This is a genomic window from Sulfidibacter corallicola, from assembly GCF_017498545.1.
GTDB lineage: Bacteria > Acidobacteriota > Holophagae > Acanthopleuribacterales > Acanthopleuribacteraceae > Sulfidibacter > Sulfidibacter corallicola.
In genome coordinates this window covers 3863163-3881043 of record NZ_CP071793.1, presented here as the reverse complement: position 1 = coordinate 3881043, position 17881 = coordinate 3863163, and the positions used below count along the sequence as shown (strand labels likewise).

Here is a 17881-nt window from a genome sequence, read left to right as displayed (position 1 = left end):
TTTCTTTTTGTGGAAACTGTGAATCTTGTGGAAAACTTTTTAGGTAGACGGTTAGGCGACTCCGGCCGGCCGACCAGAGTCGCCGGGTGAGATGAAGCCTTCGACCAACCTGAGCGCCCTGGTGGGTAGCTCGTCTGTAGGATTTTGCTCATCTCACCCTTTCCACACCGTTGAAAACCGCAGACTATCTGGGATTCTTCAAGTCCGTGTTTTTGCAGGTTTGGCTTTTGCGGTGTGTACCGTCCTTCACCTCTTCGGCATTGTGGAGGCTCTTCATGACCAAGACCCTAACCGCCTGGACCGGCATTGACGTTAGCAAAAACACCTTCGATATCGCTTATGTTTCCACCGAGAAAGGCGTCCCATTCGAGAAAGACATCCCATTTCACCGCATTCCCGCTCGTAAATTCCCAAGGACTCTCACAGGGGCAGAAGATGCCTTGACCTGGCTTGATGAGGCTCTTGGGTTTCCCGAACCTTTCAAAGAGCATGTCTGGGTCGTGATGGAGGACTGTGGAAGATACGCCGAGGAATTACGTTTGTGGCTGTCGATGAACAAGGGGCCATCCATCTGTATGATCACCCCCTCGCTCACGGCCGCTTACGCAAAAAGCCGAGGTCTTCGAAATAAAACCGATCGGGTGGATGCTCGATTGCTTGCCCTTTTCGGTCAAGAACGCAAACCTAAAATTCAAACGATTCCGAGTCGGACCTATCAGATTCTCAAGGACTTGTGGCGATGCAGGCAGGAGTATGTCGAACTCCAGGTAGCCGAGGGGAATCGGGCAGGTCAGCCGCTGCAAATCGAAGCGGTTCAGAAGATTCGAAAAAAACATCTCAAGGAGCTACAAGACCATATCGATCGGGTCGAGAAGGAAATCAAAAAGCTTCTCAACCGGACCCCAAAACTCAAGAAGGATGTGGACTTGTTATGCACGATAAAAGGGATCGGTTTCCTCACTGCTGTAATGGTCATCGCTGAAATGGGAGATCTCCGAAGATTTGCGCGAAGCCGCCAAGTCGGTGCATTTGCAGGGTTAAACCCGTCAAAGTTCGAATCGGGGACCTCGGTGAAAAAAACGACGATTATAAGTCGCAAAGGCTCAGCGGTACTGCGAGCGGGGCTTTACATGCCTGCGCTGACAGCCTGCCGTTTTAACGAACAAATGAAAACATTCTACGAGCGGTTGATACGCAAAGGAAAGTCGAAAAAGGCCGCTGTCGTGGCGGTCATGCGCAAATTGTTGGTGCTCATGCGGGCAATTCTAAAAACAGGAGTTCCGTACCAGGAGGATTTTCAAAAGTGTGCGTCTGCGGAAAAGATGTGCAAAACCTGACAAGATTTCCGCATTCCTCCCCCAATTTTAGGGTTGACACACAACAGACTATCCTACAGCGACGACGTCTCTCTCGGCATGCGGGAACTCCTGTGTTGGATCGCTTCGAAGGGCGCATAAAAAAGGCGACCCGGGGGTCGCCTTTTTCTCACCTCGTGAACTTGCGGTACTTGATGCGGTGGGGCTGATCCGCCTCCGGGCCCAGTCGGCGACGTCGATCCTTCTCGTAATCCTGGTAGTTGCCCTCGAACCAGACCACCTCACTGTTGCCCTCGAAGGCCAGGATGTGGGTCGCGATGCGGTCCAGGAACCAGCGATCGTGGCTGATCACCACGGCGCAGCCGGCGAATTGCAGCAGTGCCTCTTCCAAGGCGCGCAGCGTTTCCACGTCGAGGTCGTTGGTGGGCTCGTCCAGCAGCAACAGGTTGCCGCATTCCTTGACGGTCATGGCCAGGTTCACTCGGTTGCGCTCACCGCCCGACAGGCTGCCTACTTTTTTCTGTTGGTCCCCGCCGCGAATGTTGAAGCTGCCCACGTAGGCTCGCGAATTCATGGAACGGTTGCCCAGCTCGATCAGGTCGTTGCCGCCCGAGATGGCCTGCCACACGCTGCTGTCTCCGTCCAATCCGGCGCGGTTTTGGTCCACGTAGGCGGTTTTGACGGTAGAGCCGATCTTGAAAGTGCCTGCATCCGGAGTCTCGTGGCCCGTGATCATGCGGAACAGGGTGGTCTTACCGGCGCCGTTGGGGCCGATGACGCCCACGATGCCGCCCGGGGGCAGCTTGAAGCTCAGGTTTTCGAACAGCAGCTTCTCGCCGAAGCTCTTGGTGATGTTGTCCGCTTCCAGCACCACATCGCCCAGACGGGGCCCGGAAGGAATGTAGATTGAGCCGATTTTCTGTTGCTCCTTGCCGGACTGGGCTGCCATCTCCTCGTATGCGCTGATGCGAGCCTTGCTCTTTTTCTGCCGGGCCTTGGGCGACATGCGGATCCATTCGAGTTCCTGTTCCAGGACCTTGCGCCGGCTTTCCTCTTGTTTGGCCTCCTGCATCAGGCGTTTCTGCTTCTGTTCCAACCAGGAAGAGTAATTGCCCTCGAAGGGGATGCCCTCGCCGCGATCCAGCTCGAGGATCCAACCGGCGACGTTGTCCAGGAAATAGCGATCGTGGGTGATGGCCACGATCGTGCCGGGATAATCGTGGAGATAGCGCTCCAACCAGCCGACCGTCTCGGCGTCGAGATGGTTGGTGGGCTCGTCCAGCAACAGCAGGTCGGGTGATTGCAACAACAGGCGGCACAGGGCGACACGACGTTTCTCACCACCGGAGAGGTTGGTGACCGGCCAGTCGCCGGGCGGGCAACGCAAGGCATCCATGGCCATATCCAGTTTGGATTGAATGTCCCAGGCGTCGGTGGAATCGATTTTGTCCTGGAGGCGGCCCTGTTCGGCCAAGAGTTCGTCCATCTCCTCGGGGCTCATCTCTTCGCCGAACTTCATGTTGATTTCGTCGTAGCGGGTCAGAAGGTCCATGATCTCGGCGACGCCTTCTTCCACGTTCTCTTGAATCGTCTTGTTGGGGTCGAGTTCCGGTTCTTGAGGCAGGTAGCCGATTTTGATGCCTTCCGCGGGCCAGGCCTCGCCCTGGAATTCGCCGTCGATGCCGGCCATGATTTTCAGCAGGGTCGATTTACCGGAGCCGTTGAGGCCGAGCACCCCGATCTTGGCGCCCGGAAAGAAACTCAGCCAGATATTTTTCAGAACTTGGGAGTTTGGCGGGTAAAGCTTGCCCAGGGCTTTCATCGTGTAGATGTATTGATATGACATGGGTGGTTCCTCGTGATGTGAAGTGCGAAATAATGGCTCATCCTACATCGACGGAGCCTCTCCGTAAAGTCTGAGCCTCGTGCAAATGGCGGGTTCGATCGACAGCCCGAACCGCCATCCTTCGTTCGCCTCACCCACTTCCGGTTTCACGTGGGACCCCTTCGCGCGGTAAGATGTGGCGTCTCCCAACGACGAATCATCGAGAGGTACCGCCGTGAAAGGATCGGCGTCCTGGCGCGGGCTGCCGGGAACCGTGATCGCTCTGGGACTGGTCAGTTTTTTTACCGATCTATCCAGTGAAATGATCTACCCCTTGCTGCCGCTGTTCCTCACCACGGTCCTGGGCACGGGTGCGGTCGCCTTGGGGGTCGTGGAGGGCGTGGCCGAATCGACGGCGGCCCTGTTGAAACTGTATTCCGGCTATCTGACCGATCGCACCGGCAAGCGCAAGCCATTCATTTTTTTCGGGTACGGCCTCGCCGGTGCCGTGCGGCCCTTGATCGGGTTGGCGGGTTCCTGGACGGTGGTGCTCTTTCTTCGTTTCGCCGATCGCATCGGCAAGGGATTTCGCTCCTCGCCGCGCGATGCGTTGATCGCCGATGTCACTCCGCCGGAGCGCCGGGGTGCGGCCTACGGGGTGCATCGTGCCATGGACCACGCCGGTGCGGTCGCGGGCCCCCTTTGTGCCGCCGCCCTGCTCTACGGTGCCGAGTGGTCGCTGCGCCAGGTGTTCCTGTTCGCGCTGTTGCCCGGCATCGCGGTGATGTTCCTGATCGCGTTCGGTGTCAAGGACCAGGGCGGCCGCGTCGGCGGAAAACGACCGCCGGAGCTTCGCCGCGAATGGTCGCGCTTCGATCGCCGCTTCCACTGGTTCCTGATCGTGCTGGCGATCTTCTCCTTGGGCAATGCCAGCGATGCCTTTCTCCTGTTGGCCCTGTCCGATGCCGGTGTGCCCGCCCATTGGATCGCCCTTCTGTGGGCCGCCCACAACGGATTGAAGATGCTGGTGACCTGGCTGGCCGGCGGCTGGTCCGATCGCTTCGGTCGTGCGCGGTTCGTGATGCTGGGGTGGTTTTTATACGCGATCATCTACCTGGGGTTCGGGTGGAGCGGCGACCTCTGGTTGTCGGTCGTGCTGTTCGTGGCCTACGGCGTGGTCTTCGGACTGACCGAACCGGTGGAAAAGGCCCTGGTGGCCGATTTCGCCGGTGCCGAATCGCGGGGTACGGCCTTTGGGTACTATCACTTCGTCGTGGGCATGACGGCGCTTCCCGCCAGTTTGTGGTTCGGTGTGGTTTGGCACTACCTGGGCCGATCTTGGGCATTTGCGCTGGGAGGGCTTCTGGCCGCCGTGGCCATGGTCGGGTTCCGCTACCGCGTCTCTCGCGGCCTGGCGACCGACGGACCCGTCGCCGGCGAATGAGGGTTGGCGGATTCCCGAACGATGGGTTAGGGTAGGGGCGTCGATCGGCAGGATCCCGAGCCGATGATTCCGTCGGCGTCAGCCGACGCGCGGGAGGCCACGTGGGCAAGGCGGTACTTACGAAGCTCGAACGATCGTTTCGATTCGCGGTGACGATGTGCCTGTTACCATTATTAATGGGTTGTTTTTCTTCGGCCGAGAAAACGGAGGCGAAACCCCTCGACCCGATGGTGGAGGGCAGAAAGATCTACATCCGTTACTGTCTCAGTTGTCACCAACGCGATGGGACGGGCGTTGTGCGCGGTGGCGTGCTCGCCGCCGATCTCACCCAGCCGGGCGGTCCACTCCGGCAATCCGACGAAGTCCTGTACGACTCGGTTTGGAACGGCAAATCGGGCCCGACCGGTCGTATGCCGGCCTTCAAACCGATTCTCGATCCAAACGAGATTCGGGCGGTACTGGCATATATTCGCAAGACTTATGGGACCGAGCCTGCCGCCGGGACCGAACCCACCCCCGGGACCGAACCCGCCCCCGGGAGCGAGACACCCGCCGATCCGGGTGCCGCCGAGAAGTGAAGTGGTGGGCGCGGTGGTTCGATTCTCGAAACCGCGCGCTGCTTCCGGGCAGGGATGAGATCGTCGGCGTTCGGGTGAGAGGCCTGGTTTTCACCCGATTCCGGTCTGCCTGTCGGTGACCCTTTGGAGGATGTCTTGAAGCTCGTTTCCCTTTGCCCCAGTATCACCAAGCTGGTTTTCGATCTCGGTGCCGGCGATCGGCTGTTGGCCGTGACCAAATTCTGCATTCATCCCGCCGCGGAAGTCGCCTCGTTGGAAAAGGTGGGTGGGACCAAGGATCCCAAGCTCGATCGCATTCGCGAGCTGAAACCGGACTTGATATTGATGAACCGCGAGGAGAATCGGCGCGAGGATTGGGAGGCCTTGACCGAGGCCGGACTGGACTGCCATATCTCGCATCCCTGCTCCGTCGACGCCTCCATGGCGTTTGTCGCCGACCTGGGTCACCGGCTGGGCCGGGCCGCCGCCGCGGCGGCACTGATCGAGGAGATGAAACGGGCCCGGACGCGATTGCGGGTCGCCCGAACCGGAGCCGGCGAGCGCTCGTTCGCCTACCTGATCTGGCGAAAACCCTGGATGACCATCAACGGCAGCACCTATATCAGTAGCCTGATCGCGGAGGCCGGGGCCAGGAATGTGTTTGGCGACCACCCGACCATCTACCCGGCCGTCAGTGCCGAAGAGTTGGCTTCGGTCGATCCGGATCTCGTCCTGTTGAGTTCCGAACCTTTCCCGTTCAAGGCCAAGCACATCGACGAGCTGGCCCAGGCCACGGGAATGACGCGCGAACGCTTTCGCCTGGTCGACGGTGAGCTGTTGAGCTGGCACGGGGCTTTGACGGCCGCTGGATTGGATTATTTGGTCGAGGTGTTCGCGGACTGACGCCGTTATTTGGACGAACGCGAGCGGATGACGACCTTGTCGTCCTGAACCAGCACCTCGTAGGCCACCTTCTCGACGCGCTTCGTTTGCTTGATCTTGGTGGTCTGGTTGCTGATGAACGATTGGAACTTGGCGAAGTTCGCCATTTTGCGCGAGCCCAGCATCAGGTTGAGGCGCATGTACTCGTCGTAGAGCTCCACCACGCGCTCGCGTTGATTGTTGGGATCGTCGAGGACCACCTTCTTGACGTTCGATTTCTTCTTGGTGGCCTGTTTTTCTTTTTTGGCGAGCTTGTCCTGGCTGAGCAGGCGCTTCTTGCGTGCGGCCAGCAACGGGTCCCCGTTGAATTTGCGGTCCGTCTGGCGTGCCCACAACTGCAGGTGGGACTGGCACTTGGCGATTAAGTTGGTGGCGCGGAACTGTTCTTCCGTGCGCAGGTTGCTCATGTTGCGCAGGCGTTTGATGTCGGCGGACAGCGAATCGCGTAGCTCGTAGGGTTCGATTTTGTTGACGTCGTTGAAAAAGAGGGTGTACTCCTTGCGGAGCACCATGAAATCCCGCTCGATTTTGAGGATCAAGTCCATTCCAACCGACATGGTTTACCTGCCTGAGAGGAGTGTCGTTTCCGACGGCTTCGGTCGTGAGGACCGTGACCGTTCACCCGCCGAGCTTCAGCATAAGCGGGTGAACGAGGTGGGCAAAGGACTACTTTTTGAACAGTGACTTGAGCCACCCAAAGAAGCCTTTCTTCTCAGGGGGCGCGGGTTCTGGCGGCGTGCCGGATTTGCCGTGCTTCTGGAAGAAGGCGGCCACCTCGGGCACTTCGTCCGCACGGGTGTAGTCTTCGGAGCCGTTGGGGGCCAGGAGGTCGGTTTCCAGGAGGCGGTCTTCGATGACCCAGCGCTCCAGCGATTCCAGCGTCAGGTCCGGATAGACTTGGTCGTCGATCCAGGCTTGGAAGGTCGGGCCCTGGGAGGCGCCGGCACCCGCGTCGTCCAGCGGAATGCTGGGCTGATCGGCCGGCGGCGGTGGCGGGGCTTCGTCCAGATGAGCGGCCCGCTCGGTGGGTGACAGTTCCGGTTCCGGCTGATCCAAACCGAAATCCGAGGCGTCCACATCCTTGAAGTTGGGCGGTTCGTCGGCGTGCACCGTCTTGAACGGGTCGTCTTCCTGAATGCCGAGTTCTTCGTCGGTGGGGAAATCGGGGCTCGGTGTCGGCTGCTTCCAGGCCTCTTCGCCTTCGTTCTCTTCGTCGAGCGAGAAATTGACCGCTTGATCGAGGGGGTCCTGGGTCTGTTCGTGAGGTCGTTTGGTGGGTTCCATCGCCAGGGTCGCGGTATCGTCCTCGGGGATTTCCCCGTCCTCGTGCCGATCCTGGGAGTCGTCGCTGGGCAGGAGCGTGTCCGCGGGTGACGGCTGTACCGGGTTTTTTACGTCGCCGAAGCCGCCGAACGAATCGCCCAGCGGGTCTTCTTCTTCCTTGAAATCGTCGAACGACGGCGGGGCCGGCGTGTCCGCTTCTTCGGCCGCGGCTTTTTTCAGGAATTGGTCCAGTTGCGAACGATCGACGGCGACGGTGGCACCGGCATCGCCGTTGTCTTGGGCCGGCGCGCCGAAGGGTTCCTCGTCTTCACTCTCGTCGAAACCCACTTCGCCGAAGTCGGGATCCGAACCGCTTTCGCTGAGGAAGGCGTCCAACTGCGAGCGGTCGACGGCGACCGTCGAACCGGCATCGTCGGTGGGTGGTTGCACCAGGTCTTCCGGACCTTTTTCCTTGAGGAAGGCATCCAGTTGCGAACGGTCGACGGCCAGGGTGGCCCCGGCGTCCTGGTTCTCCGCCGGAGGTTCCGGTGCGGCGGGCGGTTCGTTCTTCTGAAGCATGTGGTCCAGTTGGGAGCGGTCGACGGCGACGGTGGAGCCGGCGTCAATGCCCGTATCGCGACCGGTGTCCAGGTCCGACTGTTGCAGCAGGCTGTTGAGCTTGTCGCGATCGACCGCGACGGTTGAGCCGGCGTCGAGGCCGTGTGACGGGGCGATCTGGTTGGGATCGATCTGGACGGTGGCCGACTCGTCTTTCGGCGGCTCGGGCGGCGTGAAATCGTCTTCTTCCTGGGCGAAGGCGCTGATCGAGGGGGCCGGTGTCGCGGCGTCCTTGTCGGACAGTGATTGGTTCTGGGCCTGCTTGAGGTAATCCTGCAACATGCTGCGATCGACCCGAACCGTGGCTTGTGCGCTCACGGTCGCCGGCGCGTCCGTCTCCGTAGGGGGCGGGGCCGCGGGTTGAGTAGCGGGTTGTTGTCCGCCGACCTTGACCTTGATACCGGCACCGGCGCTGGCCGGGGCGGCGGTCGAAGGCGCGGCTTGTGGTTTGGCGACAGGCGTCTTTGGGGACGAGACCAAGACGGATTTATCACCGGGAAATGCTTTGAAGATGGATGTGCACTTCTTGCATTTGACCTTTTTGCCTTTTTCGGTGATCAACTCGTCTTTGACTTTGTAGCGCGCACCACATGAAGGACAGGTGATAATCATACAGGCTCCTTGATTGTTTCATGGCCAAAACATAGCACAATTGAGTAAGCTTGATTCTGTAATCAGAGCACATGATTAAACAATCAACTTTACCACGAACTCCTTCGCAACCCAAACTCGCGATTGGGGTTGTGGCAAACCCTCGAAAAACCGGGCTCGGTGCCGCCCCGCCGTTCGGTCGGGACCCGACCGTGACGGCCGTGTTCACCCGATCCCCGACCCGGATGACCTGGATCACGCACGGCCGATTTCGGGCGGCTGGAACCCGTCGCGCGAGCCGGTCCCAGTGTGGCGTCATCGCTGTATGTGGTCGACCCTGATACTATCTTCCGTGCTCGTGACGGGGTGGCTTTGCGCTGCATTTTGGCTTGTGTTATACGGTTGCTTTTTCTGGGAAGCGCTGTTTTTCGCGGGTGGAACTGCAGAGGTCCGCCCGGACCGATCGCGGCTTCGACCCACTTTCGTTTGGAAAACGGAGAGCCTGGGGGTGCCCGACACCCTTTCCTCGTCATGCCGGAGGGTGCCTGTCGCGCGACGAACGGCGCATCGGGCTTGCGGAAGGCTTCGAGGCTCTGCTAAAACCTGGAGTTCATAATGACAGGACGGGAATCAGGGTCCACTGAGGAGGTCGCCATGGAGTCTTCGGGACAGGAGCGGTACATGATCGAAGTGGAAGAAGCGTTGCGGTTGATCGGTCAAGCCTTCGAGCATTCAGGCGCGCTCGTCGGCAGCGAAGACATGGCGCTGGAAGCGGCCCTAGGCAGAGTCTTGGGCGCACCGGTCGATTGTCGCCTGGATCATCCCGGATTCGACCAGTCCGCGATGGACGGTATCGCGTTCCTCGGCGCCTCGGGCGGCCGATTGCGCGTGGTCGGCACCGTGGCCGCCGGTGATCCGCCGGACCAATTGATGCCGGGCCCGGGCGAATGCGTGCGCATCATGACCGGCGCCCCGGTGCCCAGCTCGACCGATACGGTGGAGATGGTCGAGCAGGTGCGCTTCGAAACCGAAACCGACGAAGCCGGAAACCCATACGAGATCGCGGTGCTGGAGGGCGAGATTCACGGTGGCCGTCACATCCGGCGCCAGGGCGAAAACGCGCGTGCCGGGGAGCCGCTGTACCCGGAGGGCACGCTCGTGCGGGCCGGCGAGCTGGGCGGTCTCCTGTCGCAGGGGGTTCGGCGGGTGCGGGTGCGGCGCAAGATCCGCATCGGGATCGCCACGACCGGGGACGAAGTGGTGCCCTACCATCGTCCCCTCGCGCCCGGCCAGATCTACAACACGAACGCCTTGGCGCTGGCCGGGCTACTGGAAGCGCCCAGCGTCGAGATCGTCCAACTGGGGGTGTTTCCCGACGACCTGGCCCAGACTCGGGCCTGCCTCGAAGTCAATACCGATCTCGATGTGTTGGTCCTGACCGGCGGCGTCTCCATGGGACGTTTCGATTTCGTGCCCGAGGCCGCCGAGCGCGCCGGTTTCGTGCCCCAGTTCCACAAGGTGCGCATGAAACCGGGCAAGCCCGTCTGGTTCGGGCGCCATCCGGAGGGCACCTTTCTGTTCGGGTTGCCGGGCAATCCCGTGTCCGCCATGGTGGGCACCCTGTTGTACGTGACGCCGCTGGTGCGCGCGCTCGCCACCGGTTCCTTTCGAGAACCCCTCTGGACGACGATGCCCCTCGCCACCGCATGTGCCAACCGCGCCCGCTTTCCCTTTTTCGCCGGTGGCTCCTTTACACCCACGCCGACCGGCCTGTGCGTCACGCCATTGCCCACCTCCGGTTCCGGCGATGTCATCCGTTTCTCGCACTGGGAAACCCTGATCAGGTTGCCGCCCTCCGCTGAATTCGAATCGGATACCCCCGTCCAAGTTTTGCTTCCGTTCCCCAAATGAATTCGGTTAGAATGGGCCTGCTTTAACCTGTTCACATGCCAATCGCCTAGGGGGAACCGGGAATTCTGCGCAAAAAGAAGCGTCCGGTATTGATCTTCTCGCGATTTGACCGATAGGATAAAGCGTCTTCAATAAGTTACCATTTATCCTTGAGCTAACCTTAGGAGGTTGATTTTGAAAATCCTGACGATTGATGATTCAACCACCATGCGTCGCATCATTATCAACACGCTCTCCCGCATCGGTTATAAGGACGTGGTCCAGGCCGACAACGGGAAGACCGGGTTGCAAAAGTTGGATGAAGGTGGCGTCGACGTCATTATCACCGACTGGAACATGCCCGAGATGGACGGCTTGGAATTTGTGAAGCGCGTGCGGTCCGGTCCCTATAAAGAAGTTCCCATCCTGATGGTCACCACCAACGCGGCCAAAGAGGATATCGTCGAAGCACTGCAAGCCGGTGTAAACAATTACGTCGTCAAGCCGTTTACGCCGGAAACCCTGAAAGAGAAGATCGAGTTGCTCATCAATTCCTGAAACCCTGTCCTTGTCGTTTGCGGAGTCTCGTTGTTTCACAGGTTGGGAATCACGCGAGACTCGCGACCATCCCGATTCGCCAGGCGACATTCTCTTCTCTGGCGCCCATTGCCGACGAGCGTCCCTACCGCGACGCGTCACCTATCCGCCAATCCCGGATAAAGGCCTTCGTTTATGCAGACATTCGTGTTTTTAGGTCTCATCATGGGGATTCTCAACGCCATTCTGATTGCCGTTGTGATCTTCATCCTCAAGCAGCCCGATCCCGGGCGGGGCCGCCAAATGGCGGAGATGCACGAATTGCAGGAACGCATCACCGAGTTGACCAAACACCTGGTGAATTTCGAGAAGAAGGTCGAGAGCCTGATCAACGATTCGAAAAACGAAAATCTGGCCAAAATCGAGCGCGTCAACCAAGACGTGGGTCGTCAACTCAAGACCATTCACGACAACCTTTGACCCCAAAATGATGTCGGCCCCAGAGTGCCGTCCTGCCGTTCCCTCCCGCTACAGGATTTTCCGCTTTGCTGAGTCAAGAGTTCCTCAAACAGACCATTTTGTTCAGCGACTTGACCGAGGACGAACTCCTCGAGGTCGTGTTGATCGGCAGGGTCAAGAATTACGCGACCGACACGGTGATTTTCAAGGAGGGCGATCCCGGCGACACCCTTTACCTGGTGGTCTCGGGTGCGGTGCGGATCTCCAAGATGCACGGCGGCGCCGAGGAGGCGTTGGCGGTGTTGGAGCGACGCTCCTTTTTCGGGGAAATGACCCTGTTCGACAACCAGTCGCGTTCGGCCTACGCGATCGCCCACCAGCCGACCTCCCTGTTCGCGATCAGCGTGTCGGATCTCGTCAAGCTGTTCAACAAGAACCAGAACATCGCCTACAAATTCCTTTGGGCCTTCTGCCGAACGCTGACCGAGCGACTGCGCACCACCAACGAGAAGTTCCAGGTGATCATGAGTTTGGCCAACAGCGGGTTCTGATTTCACCCGCCGCCAACTCGCGGTTTTTTTGTTTGCCGGTCGTGCTACAATGCCCGCGCCGCGCGGATCCCTCGTGAGGACGCCCCTGGTGCCCACGCCCGTCAGCGGACCATTAGTTTTGGAGGCGAACCATGGGACTATCCGCGGGCATCGTGGGACTGCCCAATGTAGGCAAATCAACCATTTTCAATGCGTTGACATCCGGTAAGGCGCAGAGCGCCAACTACCCTTTCTGCACCATCGATCCCAACGTGGGCGTGGTGCCGGTACCGGACCCACGACTCGGACGCATTCAGCGTTTCATTCCGACCGAAAAGGTCATTCCGGCCGCGCTGGAAATCGTCGACATCGCGGGACTGGTGCGGGGCGCCAGCAAGGGCGAGGGTCTCGGCAACCAGTTTCTCGCCAACATCCGTCAGGTGGATGCGATCCTGCACGTCGTTCGTTGTTTTCAGGACGAGGACGTGGTGCACGTGGACGGCGGCGTCGATGCCATGCGCGATGTGGAAACGATCGAGACCGAGCTGATGCTGGCCGACATGGATACCCTCGAAAAGCGCATGAAACGCATCGGAAAGATGACCGATGCCGAGTCCAAAACGCAGATGGCGGCCATGAACAAGGCCATGGGCATGTTGAACGAAAGCCAGTGGTTGGCCCACGCCGATTTCACCGAGCGCGAACGGGAAGCACTGATGCCGCTGTTCCTGCTGTCGATGAAAGAAATTCTCTACATCGCCAACGTCCACGAGGACGATCTGGGTGGCGAAAACGAGCAGGTGGCGAAGCTGCGCGCCCATGCGAGCGAGGCCCAGGCCGGGGTGGTCCTGATCTCCGGCAAGATCGAGTCGGAACTGGCCGACATGGACGCCGAGGAAGCGCGCGAGTTCCTGCACGATTTGGGCATGGAGGAGCCGGGCCTGGATGCGTTGACGCGGGAGACCTACCGGCTGTTGGGGCTCCATAGTTATTTCACCGCCGGCAAAAAGGAAATTCGCGCCTGGACGGTGCGGGTCGGTGCCAAGGCGCCCGAAGCCGCCGGCGTCATTCACTCCGATTTTGAGCGCGGCTTCATTCGCGCCGAGGTCTTCACGCTCGACGAGCTGGAAACCCACGAGTCGGAGGCCGAAATCCGCAACCAGGGACTGATGCGGCAGGAAGGCAAGGAGTACGTCGTCAAAGACGGTGATATCATGCACTTCAAGTTCAACGTGTGATTTCGGTGAGGGGCCGCACGGTCGTTGCGGACCCCGCCGCGGTGCCCTCCATACGTCTGTTCGACGGCTTCGAACCCGTCCTTTCGCCAGGGCGATAGCTCGCGAGCGCGGCCTTGTCGCGCAGCGCTTTCGCCCGCGGAATTCCACCTTTGGAACGGTGGGTTTTGGGTTAGAATGTGAAAGCTTATCAGAGGAGGAATATTCCGTGGACGACCCCAAGCCGAAGTACAACCGTATTCTCTTGAAGCTCTCCGGAGAAGCTTTGATGGGGCCCCGCGATTACGGGGTCGATCCGGATACGGTTCGCGGTATCGCTGTTCAGATCAAACAAGTTCACGAAATGGGTGTTCAGGTCGCGGTTGTGGTTGGCGGCGGAAATATTTTTCGCGGCGTCTCCGTCGCGGCCGCCGGCATGGTCCGCGCCACTGCCGACTACATGGGCATGTTGGCGACGGTCATGAACAGCCTCTCGCTGCAGGACGCGCTCGAGAAGCAGGAACTGCCGGCGCGCGTCATGTCGGCGTTCGACATGCGCCAGGTGGCCGAGACCTATACCCGCCCCCGGGCGATGCATCACTTGAAGTCGGGTCGCATCGTGATTTTCGGTGCAGGTACCGGAAATCCCTTTTTCACGACCGATACCGCCGCCGCACTTCGTTCGGTGGAAATCGGGGCCGACATCATCATGAAGGCCACCAAGGTGGACGGGATCTACACCGCCGACCCGGTAACGGACTCGACCGCTCGCCAAATCAGGCACACCACTCACATGAACGTGCTCGAGAAACAGTTGAAAGTCATGGATGCCACGGCGATTTCGCTGTGCATGGACAACAAAATGCCGATTCTGGTATTCAACCTCACCGAGCCCGGCAACATCATCAAAGCCGTGCTCGGTGAAGAAATTGGGACCCTAGTGGAGGATCAATGTTAGACCAGCAGTATAAAGATGCGAAATCTAGAATGGCCCAAGCGGTTCAAAAATTCAGTGGCGAGCTGTCCAAGGTTCGCACCGGACGCGCCTCGCTCGCGATCTTCGACGGTATCAAGGTGGATTACTACGGTGCCCCCACGCCGATCAACCAGGTGGCCGCCTTGGCAAATCCGGAGCCCAACCTGATCACCATCCAGCCCTGGGAGCCCAGCATGTTGGGCGCGGTCGAGAAATCCATCCTGGCCGCCAACATCGGCCTGACTCCCAACAACGACGGCTCCATCATCCGCATTTCGGTGCCGCCGTTGACCGAAGAACGCCGCAAGGAGTACGTGAAGCAGGTTCACAAGCTGGGCGAGGCCGCCAAGACCGCGGTCCGCAACGTGCGCCGCGACGTCAACGATCAGATCAAGGCCCTGGAGAAGGAAAAGGAAATCTCCCAGGACGACATGCACCGCGGGCTCGACGAGGTGCAGAAGATCACCGATGCCCGTGTCGGCGAGATCGACAAAATGGTCAAGGGGAAAGAAGACGAAATCATGGCCGTGTGACTTCGGCCCCGTCTTCCTGGCGCCGTGGCACCCGCTTCTGGTGAATTTCTGTGCGGGGAGCGGCGCCGATTCTCAGCTTTTTTGCGACCGGCCCGGGCCTGACCGCTTCTACGGGAGTGGGTGACAGCACGGGCGGTCTCCTGTCCATGAGATCTGAAGAACTCATGGTGCTTGATGCAAGTTGTTTGAAAAAAAAGGGTTGATTTTGTGGTTCGCGCGTGTTCGGCGAGGCGGACCCATTTCGATTTATTCGATTGCGCCTGAATTCTTTTCCTATGGCGTCTCGGTGCTAGCCGGGAGCAGGCTGTCCTGCGTGATTTTTCGGGATAGCTTCCCGACATGTGACGCCATTGGTCATGACTTTTTACTCAGGTGGATGTCTCCAAATCTACCCGCAAACCGGGGGTGGCGTCTATTGAGGGTCGACGCCTTGGAATCACCGATGGACGGTAAGCGCTCACGGCGTTTCTTCCGATACATGAATTGCGTGGTTTCCCTTGGTACGAGCGTATCGATGAGGCGCGTACCACGGCGTGGCGGTGGAAGTGGATTCCGATGGATTGGTGCCGCGCCAAGATGCGCATGGCGAAGTAATGGGAGAGAAAGGCGGCGGGCAGCCGCAATGCTTTGGCGGGGGTCGCATGGAGGATCATTTTCCTTTGCAGCCTGGTGAACTTGTCGGCCAGTACCAGATTTGGAAGTTCCTCGGCAAGGGGGCCATGGGTCGGGTTTACCAGGCATTCGACAAGAACTTGAATCGTTGGGTCGCACTCAAGATCCTGAGCAGCGCTGCAGATCCGGAACGAACCCACAAGATGATGGTCGAGGCACGCAATCAGGCGACCGTCGACCACGAAAACATCTGCAAGGTCTACGAAACGGGCGAATTCCGCGGCCTGCCCTACATCGTCATGCAATACATCGACGGTGTGACCCTCGACAAGGCCCACCGCTTCACGCCTTTGCGTGAAAAGGTCCTGATCATTCAAAAAATCGCGGAGGGCCTTCACAAGGCCCACGAGTGCGGCCTGATTCACCGCGACATCAAACCGCAAAACGTGATGATCGAGCGCGGCAAGATCGCACAGGTCTATTTGATGGATTTCGGGGTGGCCAAACAGAAGACCGCGCCCAGCAATACGGTGGAAGGCGAGGTCAAGGGATCGCCGGCGTATATGTCGCCGGAGCAGGCCGAGGGCCGGGTGGACCTGGATCACCGTTCCGATATCTACAACCTGGGCGCCACCCTTTATTTTTTACTGGCGGGACGGGCTCCCTACAGCGGCGAAAACACGGTCGAGATCCTGTTGGACGTGATGGAGCAGGAACCCGATCCGATTCGCAAGATCGCCCCGGACCTGCCTCAGGACCTTCAAAACATCACGATGAAGTGCATTCAGCGTTCGCCGGAGCTGCGCTACCAGAGTGCCCTGGCGCTGGCCAACGACCTGCGTCGCTATCTCGCCGACGAACCGGTCAGCGCGACACCCGCGACGCCGGCCTATTTGGTCTACAAGTTCATTCAGAAGCACAAATATCCGGTGATGGCGACGGTGCTGGTCCTGCTCTCCTTGGTGGCGGGTCTCGTGGGAACCACCATGGCGATGTTGCGCGCCGACCAGGCCCGCGAGGCGGCGGCACTTTCGGCGGCCCAGGTGCGGGAGGAATCGGATAAGGCCATGGCATTGCTGAACTTCGTCGAAGATTTGATGCGTGAGTCGGGAATTGATTCCTCGAGTAGGAAGGAGGCCGACCTGCTGTTGGCGGACGCCATTTCCTCTCGGGGTCAGACCTTCCGCCAGATCAGTGTGCGCATCGACCGCGAGTTCGAGCGCCAACCGGAAATCCAGGCCATGCTCTACGTCATCCTGGGCCGCAAGCGGCTGGCGACGGGTCACGCACGCGATGCCGCCGTCTATCTCGAACGCGGCTCAGAAGTGATGGCGCGCACCTTCGGTCCCCTGCACCCCCGGGTGCTCCAGGCGCGCTTCGACCTTGCCCATGCACTGGCTCGCGATTTTCAGATGGGTCCCGCCGGCGAGGTCTCCCGCGGGCTGCTGGAGGAATGCCGGGTCGTCTTGGGCGAGGCCGATCATTTGACCATCGCGGTACGGGATCTCTGGATCTTTTTGAGGTTCAAACAGATTCGCGACGCACATCCCCAGTGGGACCGGCTCGCCAAAAAGGTGTTGGCGGGCGCGGCCAAACCGGATTTCCCCGGCTTCGTTTGCGGTGAGATGGAGGCCGGTCGCTTCGTGGCCGCGCGCGACCGATACCAGGCCCTGGCGGATGGCGGGTCCGCCGACGAGCCCCCGCTTCACGACGAATTCTTTCGAGAGATCCTCTGCAATCGCATTGCGTTTCAAGGGCTGAGCGGGAACCTGGAAAAGGTGTCGAAGGACTTCGATCTGCTCGGGACCGATCGAGGCGACGGGCCTTCGACGACACACCTTTCGCTTCTTCTGTGGCGGGCCGAGGTTCAGGCCCAACTGGGCCGTTTCGATGTGGCCTTGAACGGCCTGGCCGAGGTCGAGCGTGCCGCGAACACCGCTTCGCCCCTGGACGAGATTCTGAAGGTACGGGCTGCCGGTCAGCGAGCCCGCATCATGATGCAGACTCGCAGGGTGGAAGAAGCGGACGCCCATCTCGTGGCGACGCTGGCGGATCTCGCGGAACCGAGCTCGGCACTGGCTTACGAACGCAATTGGCTGGTTTTCCTACGCGGCCAGTGTGCCCTGCAACTCGGAAACGCCACCCAGGCGGATGGCTTTCTGCACGAGGCCCTGACCCGGCACAACCAATTCGGCGGTTTTTACCTGGTACGCTCGCTGTACTTGCACGCGGGCTGGGCGGAATGGCTGCGTGCCGAACAACGCTTCGAGGAGTCCGCCAATTTGCTGGAACAACTCATTCAGGCCTCCGCCCGCCGTTACGGACCGCGGCACTGGTTCCCGGCGCGACTCAACTACCTGCGCGCACAGGTCTATCTCGATCAGGATCAGCCGCTCGCCGCCGAGCCCCTGTTGATTTCCGCGGCCGATGCATTGCTCGAGGAATTGGGTCCAAAGCATCCCTACACCCGCCAGGCGGCCCAACTCCTGATGTCCCTGTTCGAAACGACCGGTCGCGTTCAGATGAAGGAACGACTCCAGGAGCGGCTGAACAACGCCGGTATTTGATCGCGGC

At 59.9% G+C, this 17881-nt stretch carries 15 protein-coding genes; 12 read left to right on the top strand and 3 right to left on the bottom strand.

Annotation, left to right across the window (positions count from 1 at the left end; genetic code table 11):
- Window positions 1-275: 275 nt before the first annotated feature.
- Window positions 276-1337: an IS110 family RNA-guided transposase gene (locus tag J3U87_RS11370; protein ID WP_237377302.1), complete on the top strand. Its 1062-nt coding sequence runs from the start codon at window positions 276-278 to the stop codon at window positions 1335-1337.
- A 148-nt stretch (window positions 1338-1485) separates the two neighbouring features.
- On the opposite strand, the gene ettA is transcribed toward J3U87_RS11370, so the two are convergent.
- Window positions 1486-3162 carry an energy-dependent translational throttle protein EttA gene (ettA, locus tag J3U87_RS11365; RefSeq protein ID WP_237383156.1) on the bottom strand — a complete coding sequence of 559 codons (1677 nt, stop codon included), beginning with the start codon at window positions 3160-3162 and terminating at the stop codon, window positions 1486-1488.
- A gap of 214 nt (window positions 3163-3376) precedes the next feature.
- Here ettA and J3U87_RS11360 point away from each other — a divergent pair, with 214 nt between their 5' ends.
- The 3 genes from J3U87_RS11360 (at window position 3377) to J3U87_RS11350 (ending at window position 6045) form a co-directional block, all read left to right on the top strand.
- Window positions 3377-4585 carry an MFS transporter gene (locus J3U87_RS11360; RefSeq protein ID WP_237383155.1) on the top strand — a complete coding sequence of 403 codons (1209 nt, stop codon included), beginning with the start codon at window positions 3377-3379 and terminating at the stop codon, window positions 4583-4585.
- Between the two features lie 101 nt (window positions 4586-4686).
- On the top strand, window positions 4687-5163 hold the full coding sequence (locus J3U87_RS11355) for a c-type cytochrome (RefSeq protein WP_237383154.1): 477 nt from the start codon (window positions 4687-4689) through the stop codon (window positions 5161-5163).
- A gap of 135 nt (window positions 5164-5298) precedes the next feature.
- Window positions 5299-6045 carry a helical backbone metal receptor gene (locus J3U87_RS11350; RefSeq protein WP_237383153.1) on the top strand — a complete coding sequence of 249 codons (747 nt, stop codon included), beginning with the start codon at window positions 5299-5301 and terminating at the stop codon, window positions 6043-6045.
- Between the two features lie 5 nt (window positions 6046-6050).
- Here the strand turns inward: J3U87_RS11350 and J3U87_RS11345 are convergent, their stop codons facing one another.
- The gene (locus J3U87_RS11345) at window positions 6051-6641 is read right to left on the bottom strand and encodes a hypothetical protein (protein ID WP_237383152.1); all 591 of its coding nucleotides are present in this window, start codon (window positions 6639-6641) and stop codon (window positions 6051-6053) included.
- Between the two features lie 109 nt (window positions 6642-6750).
- Complete coding sequence (locus J3U87_RS11340) at window positions 6751-8577, bottom strand: zinc-ribbon domain-containing protein (RefSeq protein ID WP_237383151.1); 1827 nt, start codon at window positions 8575-8577, stop codon at window positions 6751-6753.
- A gap of 633 nt (window positions 8578-9210) precedes the next feature.
- On the opposite strand from J3U87_RS11340, the gene J3U87_RS11335 reads away from it, so the two are divergent.
- From J3U87_RS11335 to J3U87_RS11300, 8 genes are all read left to right on the top strand, one after another.
- On the top strand, window positions 9211-10467 hold the full coding sequence (locus J3U87_RS11335; RefSeq protein ID WP_237383150.1) for a molybdopterin molybdotransferase MoeA: 1257 nt from the start codon (window positions 9211-9213) through the stop codon (window positions 10465-10467).
- A 174-nt stretch (window positions 10468-10641) separates the two neighbouring features.
- Window positions 10642-11004, top strand: coding sequence for a response regulator (locus tag J3U87_RS11330; RefSeq protein WP_237383149.1), 363 nt, complete (start codon window positions 10642-10644; stop codon window positions 11002-11004).
- A gap of 186 nt (window positions 11005-11190) precedes the next feature.
- The gene (locus J3U87_RS11325) at window positions 11191-11463 is read left to right on the top strand and encodes a hypothetical protein (RefSeq protein ID WP_237383148.1); all 273 of its coding nucleotides are present in this window, start codon (window positions 11191-11193) and stop codon (window positions 11461-11463) included.
- A 65-nt stretch (window positions 11464-11528) separates the two neighbouring features.
- A complete protein-coding gene (locus J3U87_RS11320) occupies window positions 11529-11993 on the top strand; it encodes a Crp/Fnr family transcriptional regulator (RefSeq protein ID WP_237383147.1) in 465 nt (154 codons plus the stop codon).
- Between the two features lie 131 nt (window positions 11994-12124).
- Window positions 12125-13210, top strand: a complete 1086-nt coding sequence (ychF, locus tag J3U87_RS11315) for a redox-regulated ATPase YchF (protein ID WP_237383146.1) — start codon at window positions 12125-12127, stop codon at window positions 13208-13210.
- Window positions 13211-13415: 205 nt separating this feature from the next.
- Window positions 13416-14144: a UMP kinase gene (gene pyrH / locus J3U87_RS11310; protein ID WP_237383145.1), complete on the top strand. Its 729-nt coding sequence runs from the start codon at window positions 13416-13418 to the stop codon at window positions 14142-14144.
- Complete coding sequence (gene frr / locus J3U87_RS11305) at window positions 14138-14695, top strand: ribosome recycling factor (protein ID WP_237383144.1); 558 nt, start codon at window positions 14138-14140, stop codon at window positions 14693-14695. Before pyrH ends, frr begins: the two co-directional genes overlap by 7 nt.
- A 659-nt stretch (window positions 14696-15354) precedes the next feature.
- On the top strand, window positions 15355-17874 hold the full coding sequence (locus tag J3U87_RS11300; protein ID WP_237383143.1) for a serine/threonine-protein kinase: 2520 nt from the start codon (window positions 15355-15357) through the stop codon (window positions 17872-17874).
- Window positions 17875-17881: the final 7 nt, after the last annotated feature.

Excerpts from the sequence above, each read along its gene's own strand:
- J3U87_RS11370 (WP_237377302.1), top strand. The coding sequence starts at position 276 with ATGACCAAGACCCTAACCGCCTGGACCGGCATTGACGTTAGCAAAAAC.
- ettA (WP_237383156.1), bottom strand. The coding sequence starts at position 3,162 with ATGTCATATCAATACATCTACACGATGAAAGCCCTGGGCAAGCTTTAC.
- J3U87_RS11345 (WP_237383152.1), bottom strand. The coding sequence starts at position 6,641 with ATGTCGGTTGGAATGGACTTGATCCTCAAAATCGAGCGGGATTTCATG.
- J3U87_RS11340 (WP_237383151.1), bottom strand. The coding sequence starts at position 8,577 with ATGATTATCACCTGTCCTTCATGTGGTGCGCGCTACAAAGTCAAAGAC.
- J3U87_RS11335 (WP_237383150.1), top strand. The coding sequence starts at position 9,211 with ATGGAGTCTTCGGGACAGGAGCGGTACATGATCGAAGTGGAAGAAGCG.
- ychF (WP_237383146.1), top strand. The coding sequence starts at position 12,125 with ATGGGACTATCCGCGGGCATCGTGGGACTGCCCAATGTAGGCAAATCA.
- frr (WP_237383144.1), top strand. The coding sequence starts at position 14,138 with ATGTTAGACCAGCAGTATAAAGATGCGAAATCTAGAATGGCCCAAGCG.